Genomic DNA, 23,315 nt, shown 5'->3' with positions numbered 1-23,315 from the left:
TGTGGAGGGAAGGATGGCGATGCGCGCAGTTCCTGTGCAGGACAAGTGGGCCTGGGTCTCCGGGCTGCTGGCCGTCGGCCTGGGACTGGCGGCGCACCTGACGGCGGGCGGCAGCGCTCCGGCCCTTCCCGTTCTGCTTGGCTTCGCCGCACTGTGCTGCCTGGGGGCCCAACTCCTGGCCCGCTGGGTCCAAGGGCCATTGATCCTGCTGCTGGTGTCAGGTGTGGCGCAGCAACTGCTGCACTTTGGGTTCGCTGCATTCGGCGGTTACTACCCCGGGAGTGGATGGGTGGAGCACCTCCACAGCGCCGCACCAGGTCCAGGTGATCCGCCGGCAGCGGCTGGCTTCAGCGGTGGTTCGCCACACATCATGCTCTATACGCACATGGCCGCAGCCATCCTGACTCTCATGGTTGCTGCCGGGGTCACAGGACTACTCAAACGCGTGTCATTGACGGCAACCAAGGGCAATACTGCGTAGCCGCGCGAAAGCCCGCGTAGCCCTGCGAAAGCCTGCGCAACGAATGTTGTAAGCCCCTGACCCACGCACCTAGTGTCGACTGCACGTGGTGTACCCAAGAGGCCAGGGAGCTGCCTGCAAAGCAGCGTACGCGGGTTCGAATCCCGCCACCACGTCCAATCGGTCCCGGCGATCGTCCTCCGAATTGGCAGTTAATGCGGGTGTTTTGTCGGCAAAGTCAATTGGTGGGAGCAACGCTGGGGGTTAGGCCGCTTGTAGCAGCTGGTTTAGCCGGTTGGCTGGGGTCTCGAGGTTCAGTGTTGGTCTGGGGCGGCGGTTGAGTTTCGCTGCGACCAGGCGGATGTCCTCGGGGGTGTGCACTGAAAAGTCAGTGCCTTTCTCGAACCAGAACCGCAGGAGCCGGTTGGTGTTTTCGTTGGTGCCGCGCTGCCAGGGCGAGTGCGGGTCGCAGAAGTACATCGTCGTATCGAGAGCGGTCTGGATTTTTGCGTAGTCGGCCAGCTCGGTGCCGCGGTCCCAGGTGATCGACCGGCGCAGGTGATCCGGGAGGGAGGCCATCTCCCGGATCATCGCGGCGGCAACGGTTTCCGCGGTGTGGTCCCCTGGCAGGTGCAGCAGGATCGTGAACCGGGTTGAGCGTTCCACCAAGGTTCCGATCGCTGTCCCGTTGGCGCCGATGATGAGGTCACCTTCCCAATGCCCGGGCACTGCCCGGTCCTGGACCTCGGCGGGACGTTGGCTGATCTTGAAGGCCTCTTTATAGGGGCTGTTGGCGCGCCGGTCAGTGCCGTGGGGGATGCGTTGTTTGCGTTTCAGGCTGAGCTTTTCGGCCAGGTCCGCCCGCAGGTTCCCGCGGGTTTGGACGTAAAGGGCCTGGTAGATCGTCTCGTGGCTCACCTGCATAGTCTGATCGTCACCGAAGTAATACGCCAACATCGAGGAGATCAGCTTCGGACTCCACCCGTCATCCATCCAGACGCCGACCAGCCGGCACAAACCCTCGTCCTTGGCCAGCCTGAAGGGTTTGGGACGGCGCCTGTCCTGATGCGCTTTGGCGTGAGCGACCGAGGCGTAGTACTTCCCGTCCGCGCTCGTGTGGCGTTTGACCTCCCGCCAAACTACGGACTTATCCCGCCCGATCAATGCGCCGATCTTCGCGTAACTGAGGCCCATCCGCACACCCATCTGGATCATGCCTCGCTCTTCCAGACCCAACGCACGGCCAGGGCCCCCGACTGAAGGAGCAGGATCGGCAAGACCTCCGGTAGCACCCCGGTTCACGGTCATCATTAGGCCAGACTGAACCCACCAATTGTGCCCGGTAGCGTGCACCGCCCCGACACGCCGGGCAGCAGTACGAACAGGCATCCCCGCACACACCAAATCAAGAAACTCAGTACGCGCAGCCTTGGGGAACAACTTGACCATAAAACGCTCCATCAATCAGAGCGTTGCAACGACCCTATGACTTTGCCGTCCAAACATTGGCATTAACTGCCACCTCGGCACGCCTGAGACCCGGGTCACTCCGTTGCCAGTCATCTTACAAATAATCGGCAAGCTCCGACTATGATTGATGGGTCGCCCTCGCATGCGGCAAGTAATAGGAGGCCCCCAAATGACCCCTGCAATGACTGCAGAACGCGAAATCCGCCTGTCCTTTTCCAGGGCGGACGAAATCCACGACGGACTCGAGCAGGCCGTGGATGCATTGATCAAGAACGCAGCGGCAGACGCCAACTGCGGCATTCTGGTGACCAGGCACGAGCCCGGCACCTACACCGTGGCGCTGGACGAATCCGTTCCCTTCGGTCAGACCCACGAAGTACTCGCTGCCTGATTGCCACCCCTGACGGCATCACTGGCAGCGACGCCAAAAACCGGGGCCCGTCCCCTTCCGCATCTACTACCCGCGGAAGGGGACGAGCCCCGGTTTCTGTTTAAGCTACGCCCGGCGGAGAGTGACGCCGTCGGACTTCATGAACAATTCCTTGCCCTCTTCGGTGACGCCGGGCCCTGAGTGCTCAAGCCACACAACGTTTCCGCTGCTGGAAACCTCCTCAACCCGACCGGCTGCGATGACGTGGGCGTACTTGACCACTTCCACCGTGTCGCCGGCCTTCAGCGTCTTCCAATCGGAAACCGTAGCCGAGTGAGCGTTTCGCCTGGACAGGACTGCTCCGCGTGCCTTCATTGAACTTCTACCCCTTTGTGGATGTTCTCTGTTGTGTATTGAGTTGTGAACGGTTGACCGTCAAGCCCACGACATCTTCGGCGTGGACGTGACGTACACCATAAGTTCTACTACATTTGCCACGCCCCGGTGCCTGCGTTGCGAACAAAGACCGGGGCGTGACAAATCTGCCCATGAAATGAGCGTTTTATTCGACGTCAGGCCAAAATCCCGACGGCGGATTCGGCGGCCGCACGGACCGCGCCGGAGCCAACCAAACGGTCAGCCGCTTCGAGTTCGGGCGACAGGAACCGGTCGGTTCCCGGTCCCTGCACCACTTCGCGAAGCACCTCAAGTACTGCCGTGCCGGCAGGACCCGGGGTGAGTTCGCCGTCGGACATCTGCGTACGCATGTCAATGGCGCGTGCGCTGGTGACGAGTTCGACGGCGAGCACGCGGCGAAGGTTCTCCACGGCCTTGCGAAGCTTCCGGGCTGCGTGCCAGCCCATGGACACGTGGTCTTCCTGCATGGCGGAGCTCGGGATGGAGTCCACCGATGCCGGAACGGCCAGGCGCTTGTTGTCCGAGACCAGGCCTGCCTGCGTGTACTGGGCGATCATCAGGCCGGAGTCCACTCCGGGGTCTCCGGCGAGGAAGGCCGGGAGTCCGTGCGAGCGGGCCGGGTCCAGCATGCGGTCCGTGCGGCGCTCGGCGATGGAGCTGAGGTCCGCGACGGCGATGGCCAGGAAGTCCAGGACGTACGCCACGGGGGCGCCGTGGAAGTTGCCGTTGGAGGTGACGCGGCCGTCGGGCAGGACCACGGGGTTGTCGATGGCGGCAGCAAGTTCGCGGGACGCCACCAGCGCGGCGTGGTCCACGGTGTCGCGGACGGCGCCGGCAACCTGTGGGGCACAACGAAGCGAGTAGGCGTCCTGCACCTTGGTGTCGTTGATCCTGTGGGAGGCAACGATTGGCGAGTTGGACAGCACACGGAGCATGTTGTCGGCGCTGGCGGCCTGGCCGGGGTGCGGACGCAGTGCTGCGTGGAGTTCCGGCAGGAACACCTGGTCGGTGCCCAGCAGTGCCTCGACGCTGAGCGCTGCGGTGACGTCCGCCGTCGCGAGCAACAGGCGGATGTCGGCGATGGCCATCAGCAGCATGCCAAGCATGCCTTCGGTGCCGTTGACGAGGGCCAGGCCCTCCTTCTCAGCCAGCGTGACGGGCTCGATGCCGTGCTGGGCGAGCAGCTCAGCAACGGGCGCCTTTCCGGCAACGCCGTAGAGCTCGCCGTCGGGGCCCGTTGCTTCACCTTCACCCATGAGGACCAGCGCGCAGTGGGACAGCGGTGCGAGGTCGCCGGAGCAACCGAGCGAACCGAACTCGCGGACCAGCGGGGTGATGCCTGCATTGAGGACGTCCACCATGGTCTGCAGGACCACCGGACGGACGCCGGTGCGGCCCGATGCCAGGGTCTTGGCGCGGAGGAACATGATGCCGCGGACCACTTCGCGTTCCACGGCCGGGCCCATGCCGGCGGCGTGGCTGCGGATCAGCGACTTTTGCAGCTGCGTGCGGAGGTCGTTGGGGATGTGGCGGTTGGCCAGGGCGCCGAAGCCCGTGGAAATGCCGTAGGCGGGGACATCGCTGGTAGCGAGGTCATCGATGTGGGCGCGGACCTTGGCGACGTTGTCCAGGGCTTCCTGGGAGATGGTCACCTTGGCGTCGTGGCGTGCGACGGCGACCACGTCTTCCGGGGTCACGCCGCTGGAGCCGAGGGTGACGGTCAGGGGTTCGTGGGTAGTAATAGTCACTTTTGTTGCCTACTTCTCGTTCATGGGGATGCGGACGCCGCGTTCGTTGGCGACCTCGATGGCGCGGTCGTAGCCGGCGTCGACGTGGCGGATGACGCCCATGCCGGGGTCGTTGGTCAGGAGCCGTTCCAGTTTCTGGGCTGCCAGTTCCGTGCCGTCAGCGACGGAAACCTGGCCAGTGTGGATGGACCGGCCAATACCGACACCACCACCGTGGTGGATGGACACCCAGGTAGCGCCCGAGGATGCAGCAGTCAGTGCGTTCAGCAGCGGCCAGTCAGCGACCGCGTCCGAGCCATCCTTCATCGACTCGGTCTCACGGTACGGGGACGCCACGGACCCTGAATCCAGGTGGTCACGGCCGATCACGATCGGGGCCTTGACCTTGCCCTCGGCGACGAGCTGGTTGAACAACAACCCGGCCTTGGCGCGTTCGCCGTACCCGAGCCAGCAAATACGTGCCGGCAGGCCCTCGAACTCCACCCGCTCCGCGGCAGCGTCGATCCACTTGTGGAGGTGCTTGTTCTCCGGGAACAACTCCTTGATGGCTTCATCGGTGACGCGGATGTCTTCCGGATCGCCCGAGAGCGCGACCCAGCGGAACGGGCCCAAACCCTCACAGAACAAGGGACGAATGTACGCCGGAACGAAACCGGGGAATTCGAACGCCCGGTCATACCCGCCCTTACGGGCCTCGTCACGGATCGAGTTTCCGTAATCAAAGACCTCAGCTCCGGCGTCCTGGAACTCCACCATCGCCTGCACATGCCGGGCCATGGAAGCCTGGGCCTTCTTGGTGAACCCTTCCGGATCCGCCTCGGCTTCGGTGTGCCACTCAGCCACGGTGATGCCCTCCGGCAGGTAAGACAACGGGTCATGCGCACTGGTCTGGTCCGTGACCACATCAAAAGTGACTTCGCCGGCCTTATGACGACGCAGCAATTCGGGGAAGACTTCAGCGGCGTTGCCCACGTAACCGACGGACCAGCCACGGCGCTCGTCCTTGGCGGCCTGAACTTTGGCGATCGCGGTGTCCAGATCGGTTTCGACCTCGTCCAGGTACCGCTTACCCACCCGCCGACGCAGCCGGGACTCGTCCACATCAACAATCAGGCACGCGCCATCATTCAACGTCACGGCCAGCGGCTGAGCACCGCCCATGCCGCCGCAGCCACCGGTCAGGGTCAAGGTACCGGCGAGCGGCCCTTCCGTGGAACCTTCAGCGGCAGGCGCGGGGTGGCGGCCCTCCGCAGCGAGCTTATTTCCGACGGCGGCAAAGGTTTCGTAGGTGCCCTGCAGGATGCCCTGGGTGCCGATATAAATCCAGGACCCGGCCGTCATCTGCCCGTACATCATCAGGCCCTCAGCCTCGAGCCGGCGGAACTCAGGCCACGTAGCCCAATCACCGACGAGGTTGGAGTTGGCGAGGAGAACACGGGGCGCCCACTCATTCGTGCGGAAGACACCCACCGGCTTACCCGACTGCACCAGCAGGGTTTCGTCCTTCTCCATGGTTTCCAGGGTCCGGGTGATCGCATCGAACGCAGCCCAGGAACGCGCTGCGCGTCCGGTGCCACCGTAGACGACCAGGTCGTCCGGACGCTCGGCGACCTCGGGGTCGAGGTTGTTCATCAGCATGCGCAACGGCGCCTCGGTCTGCCACGACTTGGCAGTAAGCTCAGTACCCCGGGCGGCCTTGACCGGACGGGCACCAGTAGTGAAATCGGCGGGTGCCATGGTGACTCCTTCGTCTGTGGGAAGTGTGTGGTGGAAAGATCTTCTGCTTCTACTAAAGCCCCTTTACCAAGCGGCCGGAACGGCTTTTCGGGCGGTGCTGTCCGGGATTACAGACATGCGGATGCTCTCGCTTTCGCGCCCGGATGCGCGCATGCTGGACCCATGGCAACGTATCGAGTGTCCACCTTGGTCGCCGCGCCGCCGGAGCGGGTTTTCGACACCTGGACGGATCCTGACAGGTTTACTGAGTGGATCGGCGGCGTCACACGCGTGACCGATCTCGTTGGCTCCACCGACCAGGCCGGCAGCAGCTATACGGTGTGGTTCGGCCGGATGGCAAGTCCCACGGAAGTCATCGCCGCGGAACGGCCGCGGCACATCCGCACCCGCTTCGGCAACGCGATCCTCAAAGGGGAATCGGATGTCACGTTCACCCCGGAAAGTGGTGGCACGCGCATCCAGCAGCTGTTCGAAACACGCGGACTGGTGTCCACGGTGGTGGGACGACTCTTCGCCACGGGATCCTACCGGGGCAGTTTCCGGGGCGAGCTGGAAGCTTTCCGCGCCATGGTTGAACGCGACTCCCCCGGGCCGGGCAGCCGCTAGGGTGCATCGGCGCTTACTAAGCGTCAGCCCGCCGTCGGGCGACCATGGATCCGGACCGACAGTTCGTCGGCGGCTTTCCTGATCCGCGCGGCCAGTACGGGCCATTGCTCAGCCGGCACTTTGTCCTCCAGGAACGTGACGGCGACTGCCGCCGTCGGCCATCCAACGTGGTCAGTCACGGCGACGGCGATGGAGCCGAACCCGGGAGTGATTTCGCCGTTTTCCGTGGCGTAGCCACGCTGGCGCACCTGGTCCAAATGGGACGACAAGGCGGAGTACTTCATGATGGGAAACTCGACATCGTGCCGGGACGTGAAGGCCGCAGCGTTCGGGTAGAGGGCGCGGACCTGCGACTTGGGCAAGGCGGCGAGGATTGCCCGACCGGACGCGGTGAGGTGGCTGGGAAGCCGAACCCCGACGTCGGTCACCAGGCTTGGGCGGTTCTTGGCACGTTCTTCCACGATGTAAAGGACATCGCGGCCATGGAGCACAGCCAGGTGTGCGCTCTCGCCGATCACGTCGACCAGCGACGCCAGCATGGGGCGACCCAGCCGTGACAACGGCTCCTGCCGCGAATAGGCGGAGCTGAGTTCGAAGGCACTGATGCCGAGCCCGTAGCGCTGCTCCTCATGCAGATGGAGGACGAAGCCGTTCGCCTCCATAACGCCCAGAAGGTGGTAGACACTGGACCGCGGCAGGCCCAGTGCCGTGGCGATATTCGACGCCGCCATCGGCCCTCGCCGCGAAGCCAACAGTTTCAGGATGCGCAAGGTGTTTTCGGCAGCCGGGACTTTGGACGTGGCCTTGCCGGGCGCGGTGGGCGTGGTGGTCATGGTTCCTCGCTGCTGGGGGATCTTGAGGGGCGCCGGAGCATACTGTCCGGTATCCCGTACTCAAGCGTGCACCTTTCACAAGGCATTGACCAGCACCGGGCCGCCGGGAGTGTCCGGTATACCGGACACTCCGACGACGTTTTCCGACTGCCCGGAGGCGTAGCCGGCTATCCCTCGGCTGGGGAGGGACCCTTGCGGCGCAACAGGAACGTGATGGCTCCAGCTGCTGCCAGGACCAGTGCCACGATGAGGCCGATGGTCCAGCCACTCATGCCCGCAGAAGAAGCAGCCATCGGAGCAGCCGCCTCCTGTGACTGGGAATCCACCGAAGTGGAGCCCTTTGCTGCCGAGGTCGTCGGCGGCACGGAAATGCTCGGTGCGGCCGAAGGCGTTGCTGCGGGCTTTTCTACGGACTCCGTGACAGCTCCGGTCTCAGCCAGTCCGACGGCGGGAGCGTACTCGCGCGGCCACGGAATGACGATCGGGGCTGCTCCTGTTCCCGATTGCTGCGATGCATCAACGCTGCCGGCCGCAAGCTGCCCACCAGCGGCTTCGGCCTGGCGCGCGGCCTCGGCCTGGCGCGCGGCCTCGGCTTGGCGTGCGGCTTCAGCGGCCTTCGCAGCGTCAGCCGCCCTACCGGCGTCGAGGATTGCCTGGTCAGTGAGCCGCGACAGCTCTGCGAGAGCGGTGTTTACGGCGGCGGTATGCCGGGCATTCGCCGCGTCCTTTTCGGCAGCAGTGAACTGTTCGCTTGATGCAAATGCCTGAAGTTCCGCTCGCCCGCCCGCCATCGCTACGCCAGCAGCAGTCTGGAGCTCCGGAGAATCGAGCCTTATGAGACCGTCGGCCAATTCCGAGTTATCCAAGTACTGCGCGTCGGAGTGTCCGTACTCGAGGAAGTACCGGACATCTGCATGGTTGACGGACTTAACAGCGTCCTTAGCAGCCTGGACCACGTGCACGCCGCCCGCGGCCATGTGCTGGAAAGCACGCTGCCTGTCGTTAACAAAGGCTGCACTGTCCTGTTCGCTCGCGAGACCGTGACCATCGGCAATGAAGTCCTTGACGGCAGAGTCCCCACCCAGCAGAGCAGCCTCAGCTGCCTTCCGCACTTCAGGCGTACCCACCAATGCGAGGTCCAGTGTGGCCTGGCGGGCTTCCATGATCAGAGGATCAAGATCAGCACCAGGGGCCGTTAGCGTCGACAGCAAAGCCGGAAGCTCGGCGGCGGCCTTTTTGAATGCAGCCTTGGCGGGCTCTTGGGATGCGAGCCGGGCTTTGTCTATGGCCTGCTTGGGCCAAGCCTGCGAGAAGCGATAGTCCCGCTCTTCCAGCAAGCGCCTCAGGTCGGTCTTCTTGGGGCCATCAACGGCGTGTCGCGCGTTCTCCAGAGCAGTCTTCGCGCGATCCGCCACGGCTGCCGAGCCAGCAGGGTTGGCTGCGATATCTGCCCTCACAGCGTCGAGTGATTTGGTGACCGTAGTCAATTTTTGGTCCTGCGCTGCGGCAACGAACTGACCGTAGCGCAGGTATGTAGCAAGGACTTCAGGGTCGTAGGTGTCCAGAGCAGCCTGCGCTCCGCGAGTGACGGCGGCAATGGGCGAATTGGTCAGGTAGGCTACCGCCTCACGGTCCTGGCCCTGAGCGGTCTTTTGCCAGCCTTCGAGAACGAACTTCTCGACAGCCTCACTGCCGTTGTCCAGGCTCTTGGAAGCAGCCATCCGGATGGGACCCGAGTAGTTGAGGAACCGAGTGGCCGTTATCCGCAGGTCGAGATCCCAGGCGCCGGCCCAGCCCTTTGACAGGAAGCTCGTGATCACGCTGGGGTCGTTAGTGGCCAGTATCCTGACCGCGCTCTCCCTGACATGTTCGCTCCCCCGTGTCGTCAGCTCGGTGACCAACTGCTTCCGGTCAGCTGCCAGCGCGACGTCCTGGCCGCCGTCGAGGAATGCCTGGACCGCGTCCGGCCCACCCACCAAGGCGGCAGCGGCGGCGGTGCGGATTGCGGGACCGCCGGTCTTCCAGAGCTCAACCACGCCAGCGGCGTCACTCACCCGTTCCACGAAAGGCACGGGAGCTTGCGAGGCGTTCGGAACCTCAAAATTCGGCACGTCATAGGCCTGCGCGGGTGCGGCAAAGAGCAAGGATGCCCCGGCCACTACGGCAACAACGGCAGCTGCCCAACGGCGTCGGGTAGCGCGGATTACGGAAATCATGAGTCCCCCAAGTAACAGATGCAAGAGTCAGCACAGAGTTCAAAGGGGGCGACGCGAAATGCGAGGGATGCCTGACCGTGTTGAAGAGCTGTCCGCGGTCATCATATCCGACCGGGAACTATGACTTTTACCACCCTCTGATGAGACCCACAGCATGGTGTCTGCGATCAAAGACACCAATCACCCGTGAGTCCGATCACAAGGCCGTCAAAAGTGATCTGCTGGATAGCGATCCCCTCCCAAAGACGAGAAGGTTTTACTATGCAACAAACCAAGCTGGCTGTGGAGAGCTCTGTCCTCCAGGCCGCAGGTACGGCGCTCAGCCGAGGCCTCAACGTCCGTCACATCCGCTTCATGGCACTCGGATCCGCGATCGGCACCGGCCTGTTCTACGGCTCGGCGTCGGCCATCCAAAAGGCCGGACCGGCCGTCCTGCTCGCCTACATCATCGGCGGCGCGGCCGTGTTCATGGTGATGCGCGCCCTCGGCGAAATGGCCGTCCGACACCCCGTGTCCGGCTCGTTCGGCCAATACGCGAGCCGCTACCTGGGGCCTTTCGCCGGTTTCGTAACCGGGTGGACCTACGTGTTCGAAATGGCGATCGTGGCAATCGCCGACGTCACGGCCTTCAGTATCTACATGGGCTTCTGGTTCCCACAGGTGGACAGATGGATCTGGGTGCTGGCGATCATCCTGTTCCTGGGCGCCATGAACCTGCTCAGCGTGAAGGTGTTTGGTGAGCTTGAGTTCTGGTTCTCGCTGATCAAGGTGGTGGCGATTATCGCCATGATCGTGGGCGGTGCGGCGATCATCGTGTTCGGTTTCCAAACGGGCGACGGCGGTGGCGTGGCACCGGGGTTGGGGAACCTCGTGAACCACGGCGGTTTGTTCCCCAACGGATTCGAAGGGCTCCTGGCAGCGTTCGCCGTCGTGATGTTTGCCTTTGGCGGAATCGAAACGATTGGCATCACCGCGGGCGAAGCCGCCGACCCCAAAAAGGTCATCCCGCAGGCCGTCAACACCGTGCCCGTGCGGGTGCTCCTGTTCTACGTGCTGACTTTGGGCGTGCTGATGAGCATCTTCCCGTGGAACGAGATCGGCAGCAGCGGCAGCCCGTTCGTGCAGATCTTCGACGGACTGGGCATCCCGGCCGCTCCGCACATCCTCAACGCCGTGGTCATCACCGCCGCGCTCTCGGCGATCAACAGCGACATTTTCGGGGCCGGGCGCATCCTGTTTGGTCTGGCACAGCAGGGCCACGCACCCAAGAGCTTCAGCAAGATTTCCCGCCACGGCGTTCCGTGGATGACCGTGGTGATGATGGGTTGCATCCTGCTGGTGGGCGTCGTTTTGAACGCCGTCATCCCCGAAGACGTGTTCGTGCTCATTGCCTCGATCGCCACCTTCGCCACCGTGTGGGTCTGGGTGATGATCCTGGTTTCGCACGTCGCGATGAAGCGGGAGATCAAGCGCAAGGGCCTGCCGGCGTCGGAATTCGGCTCGCCGCTCTGGCCTGCTGCGTCCATCCTGACCATGGCGTTCATGGCGATGGTCATCGTGATCCTCGGAGTCTTCGAGGACACCCGGGTTGCGCTGTATGTTGGCGGAACCTGGCTGGTACTCCTGTTCGTGGCCTACAAACTGTGGGTCCGCGGTGGTGGCCTGCGCCGGGCCGAATTGGTAGACGAAACCGCCTGATTTTCCACGCCCGTATGACAGTTAATGCCAATGTTCGCGCGGCAAAGTCATAGGGTCGTTGCAACGCTCTGATTGATGGAGCGTTTTATGGTCAAGTTGTTCCCCAAGGCTGCGCGTACTGAGTTTCTTGATTTGGTGTGTGCGGGGATGCCTGTTCGTACTGCTGCCCGGCGTGTCGGGGCGGTGCACGCTACCGGGCACAATTGGTGGGTTCAGTCTGGCCTAATGATGACCGTGAACCGGGGTGCTACCGGAGGTCTTGCCGATCCTGCTCCTTCAGTCGGGGGCCCTGGCCGTGCGTTGGGTCTGGAAGAGCGAGGCATGATCCAGATGGGTGTGCGGATGGGCCTCAGTTACGCGAAGATCGGCGCATTGATCGGGCGGGATAAGTCCGTAGTTTGGCGGGAGGTCAAACGCCACACGAGCGCGGACGGGAAGTACTACGCCTCGGTCGCTCACGCCAAAGCGCATCAGGACAGGCGCCGTCCCAAACCCTTCAGGCTGGCCAAGGACGAGGGTTTGTGCCGGCTGGTCGGCGTCTGGATGGATGACGGGTGGAGTCCGAAGCTGATCTCCTCGATGTTGGCGTATTACTTCGGTGACGATCAGACTATGCAGGTGAGCCACGAGACGATCTACCAGGCCCTTTACGTCCAAACCCGCGGGAACCTGCGGGCGGACCTGGCCGAAAAGCTCAGCCTGAAACGCAAACAACGCATCCCCCACGGCACTGACCGGCGCGCCAACAGCCCCTATAAAGAGGCCTTCAAGATCAGCCAACGTCCCGCCGAGGTCCAGGACCGGGCAGTGCCCGGGCATTGGGAAGGTGACCTCATCATCGGCGCCAACGGGACAGCGATCGGAACCTTGGTGGAACGCTCAACCCGGTTCACGATCCTGCTGCACCTGCCAGGGGACCACACCGCGGAAACCGTTGCCGCCGCGATGATCCGGGAGATGGCCTCCCTCCCGGATCACCTGCGCCGGTCGATCACCTGGGACCGCGGCACCGAGCTGGCCGACTACGCAAAAATCCAGACCGCTCTCGATACGACGATGTACTTCTGCGACCCGCACTCGCCCTGGCAGCGCGGCACCAACGAAAACACCAACCGGCTCCTGCGGTTCTGGTTCGAGAAAGGCACTGACTTTTCAGTGCACACCCCCGAGGACATCCGCCTGGTCGCAGCGAAACTCAACCGCCGCCCCAGACCAACACTGAACCTCGAGACCCCAGCCAACCGGCTAAACCAGCTGCTACAAGCGGCCTAACCCCCAGCGTTGCTCCCACCAATTGACTTTGCCCGCGGAACATTGGCATTAACTGTCACTTCGCGGGGATGGGGCGAAGGCGGGGCCTACCTCGCCGACCAACCACCGTCCATGGTGTAGCTCGCGCCGGTGACCATACCGGCGTCGTCGGAGGCCATCCAGACTGCCAACGACGCAACTTCCTCCGGCTCCACCAACCGCTTCACCGCCGACTCCGTGAGCATCACCTTGGCCAGGACTTCGGCCTCGGGGATGCCATGGAGCCGGGCCTGATCGGCGATCTGGCGTTCCACCAACGGCGTGCGGACGTAGCCGGGGTTGATGCAGTTGGACGTGACACCGTGCTCGCCGCCTTCCAAAGCAGTGACCTTGCTGAGTCCCTCAAGACCGTGCTTGGCGGACACGTACGCGCTCTTGTAGGCCGAGGCCCGGAGCCCGTGGACCGAGGAGATGTTGATGATCCGGCCGAAGTTGTTGGCGTACATGTGCGGGAGGGCGGCACGGATCAGGAGGAACGGCGCCTCCAGCATCAGGGCCAGGATCCGTCGGAACTCGGCTGGTTCGAACTCCTCGATCGGCGCGACCTTTTGGATGCCGGCGTTGTTGACCAGGATGTCGCAGTCAAGGCTCAGTGCGGCCAACGCCTCAGTATCCAGCAAGTCCACCGTCCAGGCCGTGCCGCCCAGCTCGTCGGCGAGGGCCGCAGCTCCGGAGGCATCGACGTCGGCCACTACTACCTTCGCGCCGCGTGCGGCGAGCGCACGGGCACAGGCAGCCCCGATACCGCTCGCGCCTCCGGTTATCAGCGCTTTGCGTCCGTTCAAGGAGTTGTCCATCAGATCAGCCCTTCGAGGTAGCGGGTGCGGTGGTGAGTCCGTGCCTTACTGCGTCGGCCTCGTCCACCTCCTGGAGCGCGATGCCCTTGGTTTCCTTGAGTGAAATAACCGCGACGGCGGTAATCGCGCAGGCGACCACGAGGTAGATCGCTGTGGGAACCCATGAGCCGGTGTCCTTGAGCCACTGGGTTGCCAGCAGCGGCGCGAGTGATCCGGCGAAGATGGACGTGACCTGCGAGCCCAGTGAGACGCCGGAGTAGCGCATGCGGGTGGGGAAGAGCTCGGACATGATGGCCGGCTGACCGGCGTACATGAAGGCGTGCAGGCAGAGGCCAATGGTCACGGCGAGCACGATGATCACGGCGTTCTTGGTGTCGAACATGGGGAAGGCGAAAAACGGCCAGGTTGCACCGGTGATGGCGCCGATGAGGTACACGGGCTTGCGGCCCCACGAATCAACAAGCCGGCCGACCTGCGGAATGACCAGGAAGTGGATGACGTGGGCGATCAGGAGTGCCAGCAGGAGCGAGGACGTGTCGTACTTGTGGACGCTCTTGAGGTAGACGATCGCGAAGCTCACCACGAGGTAGTACATGATGTTCTCCGCGAAACGGAGTCCCATGGCCTGCAGGATGCCCTTGGGGTACTTGCGGATGACCTCGCCGACGCCGTAGCTGATGGCCTTGGACTCTTCCACCTGTGCCTTGGCTTCGAGGAAGATCGGAGCTTCGGTGACGTGGGTTCGGATGTAGTAGCCAACGAACACGATCACCGCGGAGAGCCAGAATGCAACGCGCCAGCCCCAGCCGAGGAACGCTTCGCTGCTCAGGGTGGTGGACATGACGAACAGGACCAGTGTGGCCAGAAGGTTGCCCACCGGCACTGCGGCCTGCGGCCACGAGGACCAGAAACCACGCGACTTGTTGGGGCTGTGCTCAGCTACCAGCAACACAGCGCCACCCCACTCGCCGCCGAGCGCGAAGCCCTGGATGAAGCGCAGTGCCACCAGCATGGCCGGCGCCCAGTACCCGATGTCCATGAAGCCGGGGAGGCAGCCCATCAGGAACGTCGAGACGCCCACGATCACGATGGTCAGCTGCAGCGTCGGTTTGCGGCCGAGCTTGTCGCCGATCTGGCCGAACACGATGCCACCCAGCGGCCGCGCGACGAAACCCACGGCGTAGGTGATGAAGGCCTGGATGATGCCGTCCAGTTCGTTGCCGGTGCTCGGGAAGAAGTACTTGCCGAAAACCAGCGTGGCGGCTGTGGCGTACAGGAAGAACTCGTACCATTCCACGACGGTGCCCACCATCGAGGCCGCGACGATCTTCTTCAGGCCGGAGCCTTTGCCGGCGTCTTTCCCTGCTCTTGATGCGGAGCGCTGCTCTACGCTCATATCCATCTCCTCAGTGTCCTCTTTGACCCTTTTGAACGTGATGTGATCCACAACACGAAATGCTCCACTGAGTATTGCCGCAGATTTGTTATGCCTCAATGACCAAAGAGGCACCACATGTGTGCAAAATTGCAGATATGAAGCCGAACCCCGACGACCTCCTCATCTTCCTTGCCGTCTCACGTTCAGGAAAGTTCACGACGGCGGCACAAGCCTTGGGGCTGAACCACACCACCGTTTCGCGCAGGATAGCGGCGCTGGAGAAAGCGTTGGGCGGCAGGGTCCTGGCGCGTGCGGCCGGTGGTTGGGAGGTGACGGAGTTGGGCGCCGAAGCGGTTCTGGTGGCGGAGCGGATCGAAGCTGCGGTGGGTGCGCTGGGACCCAGCGACCGCGCACCCGACCCCATTACCGGCGTCGTACGCATGACCGCGACTGACGGCTTCAGCGCCTATATCGCGGCACCAGCGGTGGCCCGTCTGCGGAGCTCGCACCCTGGTCTCAGCGTGGAGATTGTGACGGTGACGCGTCGGGCGTTGCAGCAGCGCTCGGGCCTGGACATCGAGGTGGTGGTCGGGACGCCGCAAGTGCACCGGGCTGAAGCGATCAGGCTTGGCGAGTACCGGCTGGGAATGTACGCCTCCCGTGCCTATCTGAAAGACAACGGGACGCCTTCCAGCATTGAGGAACTGACGCAGCACCAGCTGGTGTACTTCGTGGACTCAATGCTCCAGGTGGATGATCTGGACGCTCCCCGGCGGCTGGTTCCCACCATGCGCGACGGGCTGAGTTCAACGAACGTCTTTGTCCACGTCGAAGCAACCAGGGCCGGCGCCGGGGTGGGGTTCCTGCCGTGCTTCATGGCTGACCGGCACGCGGATCTGGTCAGGTTGCTGCCATCGGACTTCGCGGAACTGCTCCCCTACTGGATGGTCCTCCGCCCGGACTCCATGCGCCGCCCCGCGGTAGCCGCCGTCGTGCAGGCTTTGCGGGAGGAGACGGAGAGCCGGCGGGAGGAGCTGCTGGGGGCGGGATGACTCTCCGAGGTGGCAGTTAATGGCAATGTTTTCGCGGCGTCTTCAGGTGGCTAGTGCAACACCCCTGTAGTTGGAGGGGTGTCATGGTCAAGAAGTTGCCGTGGTCGGTTCGTGCGTGTGCGTATGAGCACTTGCTGGCGGGTGAGGACACGGGACGAAGTGCTGCCGCGGCTGGGGTGTCCCGGCAAGCGGTGTCGCAATGGGCGAAACTAGCGGGCATGGAACTTATCTCCGGCCCTGGTGGTGGCGTGCGTCTTCCGATGGCTTCGGAGGTGCTTTCGCGGGATAAGGAGCGAAGGTACCGGCGGCTGACTTTGGAGGACCGGGCTTATATCAAGGCCTGTCTGGGCTTGCCGGAGCCGCGTTCCATGCGACAGATCGCCAAGGAGTTGGGCGTGCATCCATCAACGGTGTCCCGGGAGATCCGCCGACACAGTATCGAGCATTGGGCCCGGCGCTATTACGACGCCGGGGTTGCCCAACACCGGGCACTGGTCCGCCGTAGACGGAACCGGCCCGTGAAGCTCTCTGCGGGAACGGCGGTGTGGAAGGAGGTCGTGGCACGCTTGAACCAGCGTTTCTCACCTCAACAGAGCGCTGCGGACCTGAAGAAGACGTTCCCCGAGCAGCCGGAGATGCACGTGTCCCACGAGTCAATTTACCAAGCCCTTTACGTGCAGGGCCGGGGTGCCTTGCGGCATGAACTTGCCGTGGAGAAGGCCCTACGTTCGGGCCGGACCGGTCGTAAGCCCCAATCAAAGCTGCCTGCCAGGAACGTAAGGCCCTGGCTTGAAGGGGCCCGGCTGAGCGACCGGCCCGCCGAAGTCCAGGACCGGGCCGTGCCCGGCCATTGGGAAGGTGATTTGGTCGTGGGTCCCGGTAACTCCGGGATCGTCACCTTGGTCGAGCGCTCCTCACGGTTCACTTTGCTGGGCCGGCTGCCGGGAGCCAGGGACAGCGCGACGGTCATCGAGGTCATGCAGAAAATGATCCACACCCTGCCCCAGGCGATCCTTAAAACGATCACCTGGGACCAAGGCACGGAAATGGCTCAACACGCCAAGTTCACAGTAGCGACCGGCTGCCAGCTGTTCTTCTGTGACCCGCACTCACCCTGGCAACGCGGCACGAACGAGAACACCAACGGACTGGTCCGCGATATCCACCCCAAAGGCACGAACTTCAACCAGGTCAGCGACGAAGAACTCGCCCACACCCAGCACCTGCTCAACATCCGACCGCGTCAAACACTCCAATGGGACACCCCAACTGAAAGACTGACCAAACTAATCGATGGTGTTGCACTAGCAAGCTGAAACCGCCCGCAAAACACTGTCATTAAGTGCCACTTCGCGGGTCGGGGGAATCAGCGGGGAATCAGGACCCAAGCGGGATCACCAGCGGAGTGTGGCTCACGGGGTCGTCGATCACGAGGCACGGCAGGCCGAAAACGTGCTCCACCAGCTCGGCTGTCACTACATCGGCGGGCCGGCCCTCGGCAACCACCGCGCCGTCCTTCATGGCGATGAGGTGGGTTGCGTAGCGGCAGGCGTGATTGAGGTCGTGAAGGACAGCTACCAGGGTGTTGCCTTCCCCGTTCAACCGCCGGAACAGTTCCAGGAGCTCGATCTGGTGCGCGATGTCCAGGAACGTGGTGGGTTCATCCAGCAGGAGCAACGGGGTTTGCTGCGCCAACACCATGGCCACCCACACGCGTTGCCGCTGCCCGCCGGAGAGTTCGTCCACCAAACGCCCGGACAGTCCTTCAACATTCGTCGCTTCCAACGCCTGAACCACCGCGGCCTCGTCAGCCTCAGACCACTGACGTAACAACTTCTGGTGCGGGTACCGGCCACGGGCTACGAGGTCAGCCACGGTGATTCCATCGGGCGCAATGGAGGTCTGCGGCAACAAACCGAGGCGGCGCGCGACTTCCTTGGCCCCATAGGAGGAGATGCTCTTGCCATCCAAAAGCACCGACCCGGACGTCGGCTCCAGCAGCCGGGACAACGCCCGCAGCAACGTCGACTTACCGCAGGCATTCGGGCCCACGATCACCGTGAACCCGCCGTCCGGAATCCGCACGTCAAGCGCCTCGGACACCGTGCGTCCCGCGTAGCCGAGACTCACACTCTCGGCGCTGAGGCGCGAAGCGAAGGGGCGGGCACCCGGCGCAAAACCAGAAACGGGATCAACCAACACATCAGTCACAACAGACTCCTTCAATTCTTCGCTCATTGCCGCTTCACCTCACGGGCAAGGAGCCACACGAGGTAACAGCCGCCGATGCTGACAGTCACCACACCTACCGGCAATTGCGTGGGCGCAAAAAGGTTCTGCGCCGCGATGTCGCTGGCCACCAACAGGAAAGCGCCCATGACAGCCGACGGGACCAGGCCCACAGAGGCCGAGCGGGTGAGACGGCGCGCGAGTTGCGGCGCTGCCAGCGATACAAAGGCGATTGGCCCCGCGGCGGCGGTGACCATCGCTGTCAAAGCCACGCCCACCACCGCCAGAACCAGCCGCGAGCCTTCCAGCCGAACACCCAAGGCGCGGGCGGCGTCGTCGCCCATTTCCAACAGGCCCAGCCGCCTGCCGTAGAAAGACAGCACCACCAGCAGCACCCCGAACACGATCATCACCGGCAACACCTGGTCCCAGGTGATCTTGTTCAAGGAACCTGCACCCCAGACGGCTGCCGACATTGCCTGCTCCAGCGAGGCTTTGAGAATGAGCCAGGTATTTACCGAGGCCAACATGGCGCTCACAGCGATGCCCGCGATGATGAGTCGGAACCCCTGGATGCCCTTCTTGTAAGCGAACACGTACACCAGCGCGGCAGTCACCAGACCACCCACCAGAGCACCGGCCGACACCGCAAAGTAGCCGCCACCCATCAGCAGGATGACCACCAGCGCGCCCGTATAGGCGCCCGTGTTGAAGCCGATCACATCGGGGCTTCCCAGCGCGTTGCGGGTCAGCGACTGGAAGATTGCCCCGCTGACCCCCATGGCCGCCCCCAATAACAGGGCCAGGAGGACACGGGGCAATCTCCACTCCACCACCACCATGTGCACGGCGCCGCTGGATTGGCCCAGCAGCGCCGAAACAACGTCCGGTACCGCAACGCTGAACTCACCCAGGCCAAGGGCGACGACGGCGAGCGCCAGGGCGGCGGTAAACAGGACGGCGGTGACAACCAACGTCCGGACGTCGAGGCGAAGTGAGACGCGTCCGCCAAAGCGGCGGATGGCGATGGTCCGCCGGCCGAAGTCGACGGACGTCGCCTTCTCAAGGGGAAGCGCCTGGTCAAGGGATGTCACAGGGTGCTCACTTTCCGGCGCCGGATGAGCCAGATGAGGACGGGAGCGCCCACAAAAGCAGTAATGATTCCCACCTGCATTTCGCCGGGCCGGAGGACCAGCCTGCCAAGAATGTCGGACACCAGCAGCAGCACAGGCGAGAGCACCAAAGTGTAGGCCAGGATCCAGCGTTGGTCCGGACCAACGATCCAGCGGGCGACGTGTGGCACCATGAGCCCCACGAAGCCGATAGGTCCGGCGGCAGCGGTGGCGGCTCCGCAGAGCAGCGTGACCGCGATGATGGTCCAGATCCGGGTGCGCACGATGTTGGCACCGAGGGATCTGGCGGTGTCATCGCCCATGGCCACAGCGTTGAGGGGACGGGCCATGCACAGCGCTATCAGCGTTCCCAGCAGGATGAACGGCGCCACGGAAGCCAATACTTCCCACGTGCGATTGCTCAACGTTCCTGCACTCCAACTGCGCATACTGTCGAACACGGCCGGACGCAGGAGCGTGATGCCGGACGAAATGCCGCCGAGGACCGCGCCCAGGGCAACCCCGGCAAGGGTGAGGCGGAGCGGAGTGGTCCCACCCCTTCCCCGCGAACCGATGAAGTACACGGCCACCGTGGCAACGACCGCGCCAAGGAAGGAGAACCAGATGTACTGCTGGATGCTGGTGACGCCGAAGAGCGCCACCCCGAGGACCACGAAGAAGCCGGCGCCGGCGTTGACGCCCAGGATGCCGGGGTCCGCCAACGGGTTGCGCGTCAGGGCCTGGATCAGCGCGCCGGACAGGCCCAGGGCTACGCCCACCAGCACGCCGGTGACCGTCCGGGGCAGGCGAAGGTCGTGGATGATCACGTGTTCCGGCGAGCCGTCGTACGCGGTGATGGCGGGCCATAGACTCCCCGGGTCCACGTCTTTGGATCCCACCACAAGGCTCAGCCACAGGACCAGCGCCAGTGCACCGACTGCGGAAAGCAGCCCCAGGAGCCTATGCCTGTTCACAGCCGCCAAGGCCGCCGGCCGCAACGTGCCCGCTGAAACCGGCGCGGTTTCAGCGGGGGCTGATCGCAACTCCATGGTCCCGGCCGCCACTTAGAGCCCCAGCAATTCGAACCTGGCGTCCTGCAGGTCCGCGATTTCCTCGTGGTCACGATTCCCGTTGGACCAGAGCTCGTCGAACCAGCGGCGGGTTTCGGCGTCGAGGTTTTCCCAGCGCTGTTCCCAAGCCTCGCTCTTGTCCGTCCAGTAGCCGATCAGCTTGTAGGACTCGGGCGTGAGCTTCTTCTCGTGCCGAAGATACTTGCGGATCCCCCGCAGCACCTTGGTCTCGCCGGCCACCCAGATGTAGCCGACACCGCCGGGCAGTTCCATCGACCGCAGGACCTCCTCCAGGCGGGATTGGCTGTGGCCGTTCCCGCCGTGGATCCAAGCGAGTTCGGTCCCGGCGCCGAGGGTGATCTCCTGCTGGTGCGTGGCGTGCTCAACCTCGATCAGCACCCGCGTTCGAACGCCTGGCGGCGTCTGCTCCACAAGCCGGGCCACGGCCGGAAGTCCGGTGGCGTCTGCCAGCAGGATCTGCCACTGCAGCCCCGCCGGCGGTTCGTACAGACCGGTCGGAGAGTTGAGTCCGACGACGTCCCCCACCTGGGCGCGCTGCGCCCAGGAAGCTGCCAGTCCGCCGTCGTGAACTACAAAATCAATGTCGACGGTGCCGGTGGCAGTATCCACTGACCGGACTGTGTAGGTCCGCATGGCGGACGGCTCGACGCCGGGCTCCCAGTCCCAGGAGTCGCCGGTGGAGATGGGAAGCCGCGCTTCCCGGGCACCCGGCTTGGGCAGGAAGACGCGGAGGTATTCGTCGCCGATTCCTGTGGTGTCAAAGCCGGCAAGGGCGGGTCCGCCGAAGGTAATCCGGATCATTCCGGGCGTGAGAAAGCGGGTTCCGACTACCTCGGCGCGGTAGATCCGCATCATGGCAGGAGGGCCTTTTCGATCTTCTCAAGCAGCGCATACTGGCCACTGGGTGAGCCGTAAATCATTTCGAGGTCGTACGTATGGATCTCTTTGTTGGCCACGAACGGCAGCGAGGTCCAGAGCTTGTTTCCGGCAAGCGGAGCGAAAGCGTCCGGGTTGGCACCGTCCTTTTCGGGAACCTCGGTGGTGATGGCGACATCGATTCCCTTGAGCTGCTCCAGTTGCTCGGCGCTCAACTTGCTGCCCTCGCCATCAGCCAGGGGTGAGATCTTCAGGCCCAGGTCCTTGATCACCAGGCAGGGCGTTCCGTAGCAGCTGACGGAGACCTGGTCCTCGTAGTAGTCCACGGGGCCGACCACCAGGTTGTCCTTGCCGGCCGCAGCGAGACGCTTTTTCACGTCGTCAACCTTGGCCTGGTACTTGTCCATCCAAGCCTGGTACTGAGCCGTCTTGCCGAAGGCTTCGGCTACGGTCTTGAACTTGGTGCGCCAGTCGCTGCCGTCGAAACCGTTGAAGGTATAGGTCGGCGCGATGTCGGAGAGCTTCCCGTCCAGTTCCTTGTCGTAACCCAGGCCGTTCAGGATAACGTCGGGCTGGGCTTTGAGGATGGCCTCGAAATTGAACTCCGGGTAGTTGGTGAACGGCGTGATGCCCTCCAACGCTTTCTGGTCGAAGAAGTACGGGAAGCCCTTGTAGCCGCTGTCCCGGATGGGCTGCTGGCTGGCGAGCGGAATGCCGAGGGTGATCAGCATGTCCAAGTCTGTGGTGTACATGCCCAGCGCCTTCCTGGGCTCGGCGGGCATGACGACTTCTTTGACCTCGCTTTGGACCGTCCGGGTCTCCGATGACGCGCTGGCGTTGGCATCGGTGGTGGCGCAACCGCTCAGGAGCAAAGCTGCGGATGCCAGCGCCGCAACGGCGGCAGACATGGTTTTAGGGCGTGAAATCACTGCGGTCCTCTTGATTCTCAGGGGAGGCGGAGAGCTCCCGGTAGCGGCGCTGCTTTGTCATCCGGCCGCCGAAGTTAGGTATACCTACCCTAACAACATACTCCTCGAAGAGACCGCCGGATTCTATTCGGAACCGGCCAAAGGCTGATGATTTCCGGCCTTCAGCGACGCCACGTACCAGCCAGGAGTGTGCCCCATCACCTTTCGGAACACCTGCACGAACGCGCTCGGATTGTTGTAACCCACACGCCTGCTGACCGACGACACCGGGTAGCCGGCCGCCAGCAAACCCAACGCCACGCGCACCCGGGCGTGGATCCGCCACTGGGCAAAGGTCATCCCGGTTTCCTTATGGAACAGCCGGGACAAGTTACGCACGCTGACGGCAACCACAACGCTCCACTCCTCCAACGAACGATCCAGGGCCGGATCATCAAGAAGCGCCCTGGCCATCAGTTCCAGCCGCGGATCGGTGGGCATGGGCAGCAGCATCGGCCGGGAATCAACGACCTCGAGCAGCCCCACCACAACATGCTCGGATCTCCGCCGGATGGAATCGTCCATGTCAAAGGTGCTCATGTGGCGCAGCAACTCCTGCGCGGCCGCGGGCACCGTGACAGCCACGGTTCGATGTGCCAGCGCGGGAGCCACCTGCGCATCAATGTGCGAGCAGTAAAAGCCCGTACCCTGGGTCGATTTCACCGCGTGCGCCACGCCCGCCGGGATCCATAGGCCCAGCGTCGAAGGGACCGCGAAGAACCCGTCGTCGGCTTCCACCGTGAGCACACCACGGGCGCCCCAAAGCAGTTCATGGGTTTCATGGACGTGTTCAGTCCAGGTAGCCGGCGTCGCGCACTCGAAGTATCCCGTATGGACACCACGGACATGCGGCGTGGAAAGGCTGCCGCCTGCTTCCACCGGCGGCGTATGTCCGGATTGCGATATAGCTTGGCGGGTCATCTGGCCTTCTCGAAGTTAGGTGAGC

General features: G+C 63.6%; 21 protein-coding genes and 1 tRNA gene. 8 read left to right on the top strand and 14 right to left on the bottom strand.

Translation table 11 applies throughout. The features are described from left to right. The first annotated feature begins 19 nt into the window (after nucleotides 1-19). Nucleotides 20-481: a hypothetical protein gene (locus JMY29_RS01920; RefSeq protein ID WP_189076923.1), complete on the top strand. Its 462-nt coding sequence runs from the start codon at nucleotides 20-22 to the stop codon at nucleotides 479-481. A gap of 84 nt (nucleotides 482-565) precedes the next feature. Further along, nucleotides 566-639, top strand: a tRNA-Cys gene (locus tag JMY29_RS01915). 85 nt (nucleotides 640-724) lie between these two features. On the opposite strand, the gene JMY29_RS01910 is transcribed toward JMY29_RS01915, so the two are convergent. After that, complete coding sequence (locus JMY29_RS01910; RefSeq protein WP_374757942.1) at nucleotides 725-1,909, bottom strand: IS30 family transposase; 1,185 nt, start codon at nucleotides 1,907-1,909, stop codon at nucleotides 725-727. Between the two features lie 190 nt (nucleotides 1,910-2,099). On the opposite strand from JMY29_RS01910, the gene JMY29_RS01905 reads away from it, so the two are divergent. Continuing rightward, nucleotides 2,100-2,321, top strand: a complete 222-nt coding sequence (locus JMY29_RS01905; protein ID WP_018780282.1) for a hypothetical protein — start codon at nucleotides 2,100-2,102, stop codon at nucleotides 2,319-2,321. Between the two features lie 105 nt (nucleotides 2,322-2,426). Here the strand turns inward: JMY29_RS01905 and JMY29_RS01900 are convergent, their stop codons facing one another. The 3 genes from JMY29_RS01900 to JMY29_RS01890 all read right to left on the bottom strand — a co-directional run bounded on the left by JMY29_RS01900 (nucleotide 2,427) and on the right by JMY29_RS01890 (nucleotide 6,202). Continuing rightward, nucleotides 2,427-2,675, bottom strand: a complete 249-nt coding sequence (locus tag JMY29_RS01900; protein ID WP_018780283.1) for a hypothetical protein — start codon at nucleotides 2,673-2,675, stop codon at nucleotides 2,427-2,429. A gap of 197 nt (nucleotides 2,676-2,872) precedes the next feature. After that, nucleotides 2,873-4,465: a histidine ammonia-lyase gene (hutH, locus tag JMY29_RS01895; protein ID WP_018780284.1), complete on the bottom strand. Its 1,593-nt coding sequence runs from the start codon at nucleotides 4,463-4,465 to the stop codon at nucleotides 2,873-2,875. Nucleotides 4,466-4,474: 9 nt separating this feature from the next. After that, nucleotides 4,475-6,202 (bottom strand): urocanate hydratase, encoded by a 1,728-nt coding sequence (locus JMY29_RS01890; RefSeq protein ID WP_189076925.1) that lies wholly within the window; start codon nucleotides 6,200-6,202, stop codon nucleotides 4,475-4,477. A gap of 162 nt (nucleotides 6,203-6,364) precedes the next feature. On the opposite strand from JMY29_RS01890, the gene JMY29_RS01885 reads away from it, so the two are divergent. Then, nucleotides 6,365-6,808 (top strand): SRPBCC family protein, encoded by a 444-nt coding sequence (locus JMY29_RS01885; RefSeq protein WP_189076926.1) that lies wholly within the window; start codon nucleotides 6,365-6,367, stop codon nucleotides 6,806-6,808. A gap of 23 nt (nucleotides 6,809-6,831) precedes the next feature. On the opposite strand, the gene JMY29_RS01880 is transcribed toward JMY29_RS01885, so the two are convergent. Continuing rightward, nucleotides 6,832-7,641: an IclR family transcriptional regulator gene (locus JMY29_RS01880; RefSeq protein WP_018780287.1), complete on the bottom strand. Its 810-nt coding sequence runs from the start codon at nucleotides 7,639-7,641 to the stop codon at nucleotides 6,832-6,834. 167 nt (nucleotides 7,642-7,808) lie between these two features. Continuing rightward, on the bottom strand, nucleotides 7,809-9,857 hold the full coding sequence (locus JMY29_RS01875) for an ALF repeat-containing protein (protein ID WP_189076927.1): 2,049 nt from the start codon (nucleotides 9,855-9,857) through the stop codon (nucleotides 7,809-7,811). 261 nt (nucleotides 9,858-10,118) lie between these two features. Between JMY29_RS01875 and JMY29_RS01870 the strand changes: the two genes are divergently transcribed. After that, nucleotides 10,119-11,555: an amino acid permease gene (locus JMY29_RS01870; protein WP_055975539.1), complete on the top strand. Its 1,437-nt coding sequence runs from the start codon at nucleotides 10,119-10,121 to the stop codon at nucleotides 11,553-11,555. Between the two features lie 87 nt (nucleotides 11,556-11,642). Further along, nucleotides 11,643-12,827, top strand: a complete 1,185-nt coding sequence (locus JMY29_RS01865) for an IS30 family transposase (RefSeq protein WP_374757942.1) — start codon at nucleotides 11,643-11,645, stop codon at nucleotides 12,825-12,827. An 86-nt stretch (nucleotides 12,828-12,913) separates the two neighbouring features. On the opposite strand, the gene JMY29_RS01860 is transcribed toward JMY29_RS01865, so the two are convergent. Then, a complete protein-coding gene (locus JMY29_RS01860; protein ID WP_189076929.1) occupies nucleotides 12,914-13,663 on the bottom strand; it encodes a 3-hydroxybutyrate dehydrogenase in 750 nt (249 codons plus the stop codon). A 4-nt stretch (nucleotides 13,664-13,667) separates the two neighbouring features. After that, nucleotides 13,668-15,059 carry an MFS transporter gene (locus JMY29_RS01855; protein ID WP_026267518.1) on the bottom strand — a complete coding sequence of 464 codons (1,392 nt, stop codon included), beginning with the start codon at nucleotides 15,057-15,059 and terminating at the stop codon, nucleotides 13,668-13,670. A 137-nt stretch (nucleotides 15,060-15,196) separates the two neighbouring features. Between JMY29_RS01855 and JMY29_RS01850 the strand changes: the two genes are divergently transcribed. After that, the gene (locus JMY29_RS01850) at nucleotides 15,197-16,093 is read left to right on the top strand and encodes a LysR family transcriptional regulator (protein ID WP_189076928.1); all 897 of its coding nucleotides are present in this window, start codon (nucleotides 15,197-15,199) and stop codon (nucleotides 16,091-16,093) included. Nucleotides 16,094-16,176: 83 nt separating this feature from the next. Continuing rightward, nucleotides 16,177-17,409: an IS30 family transposase gene (locus JMY29_RS01845; RefSeq protein WP_307730309.1), complete on the top strand. Its 1,233-nt coding sequence runs from the start codon at nucleotides 16,177-16,179 to the stop codon at nucleotides 17,407-17,409. Nucleotides 17,410-17,470: 61 nt separating this feature from the next. Here the strand turns inward: JMY29_RS01845 and JMY29_RS01840 are convergent, their stop codons facing one another. The 6 genes from JMY29_RS01840 to JMY29_RS01815 all read right to left on the bottom strand — a co-directional run bounded on the left by JMY29_RS01840 (nucleotide 17,471) and on the right by JMY29_RS01815 (nucleotide 23,290). Then, nucleotides 17,471-18,331, bottom strand: a complete 861-nt coding sequence (locus tag JMY29_RS01840) for an ABC transporter ATP-binding protein (RefSeq protein WP_209783740.1) — start codon at nucleotides 18,329-18,331, stop codon at nucleotides 17,471-17,473. Next, on the bottom strand, nucleotides 18,328-19,416 hold the full coding sequence (fepG, locus tag JMY29_RS01835; RefSeq protein WP_189076437.1) for an iron-enterobactin ABC transporter permease: 1,089 nt from the start codon (nucleotides 19,414-19,416) through the stop codon (nucleotides 18,328-18,330). Before fepG ends, JMY29_RS01840 begins: the two co-directional genes overlap by 4 nt. Beyond that, entirely contained in the window at nucleotides 19,413-20,483 is a 1,071-nt protein-coding gene (locus JMY29_RS01830) for a Fe(3+)-siderophore ABC transporter permease (RefSeq protein ID WP_179128484.1), read from the bottom strand. The genes fepG and JMY29_RS01830 overlap by 4 nt, the downstream gene beginning before the upstream one ends. Nucleotides 20,484-20,498: 15 nt before the next feature. Beyond that, nucleotides 20,499-21,380: a siderophore-interacting protein gene (locus JMY29_RS01825; RefSeq protein ID WP_189076436.1), complete on the bottom strand. Its 882-nt coding sequence runs from the start codon at nucleotides 21,378-21,380 to the stop codon at nucleotides 20,499-20,501. Further along, on the bottom strand, nucleotides 21,377-22,309 hold the full coding sequence (locus JMY29_RS01820) for an ABC transporter substrate-binding protein (protein WP_039239365.1): 933 nt from the start codon (nucleotides 22,307-22,309) through the stop codon (nucleotides 21,377-21,379). Before JMY29_RS01820 ends, JMY29_RS01825 begins: the two co-directional genes overlap by 4 nt. Nucleotides 22,310-22,453: 144 nt before the next feature. Then, on the bottom strand, nucleotides 22,454-23,290 hold the full coding sequence (locus JMY29_RS01815) for a helix-turn-helix domain-containing protein (RefSeq protein WP_229778653.1): 837 nt from the start codon (nucleotides 23,288-23,290) through the stop codon (nucleotides 22,454-22,456). Between the last annotated feature and the right edge of the window lie 25 nt (nucleotides 23,291-23,315).

The sequence above is a fragment of the Paenarthrobacter nicotinovorans genome, assembly GCF_021919345.1.
Classification (GTDB): Bacteria; Actinomycetota; Actinomycetes; order Actinomycetales; family Micrococcaceae; genus Arthrobacter; species Arthrobacter nicotinovorans.
Note: the sequence above shows the minus strand (reverse complement) of the source record. Positions and strands in the feature narration are given on the sequence as shown.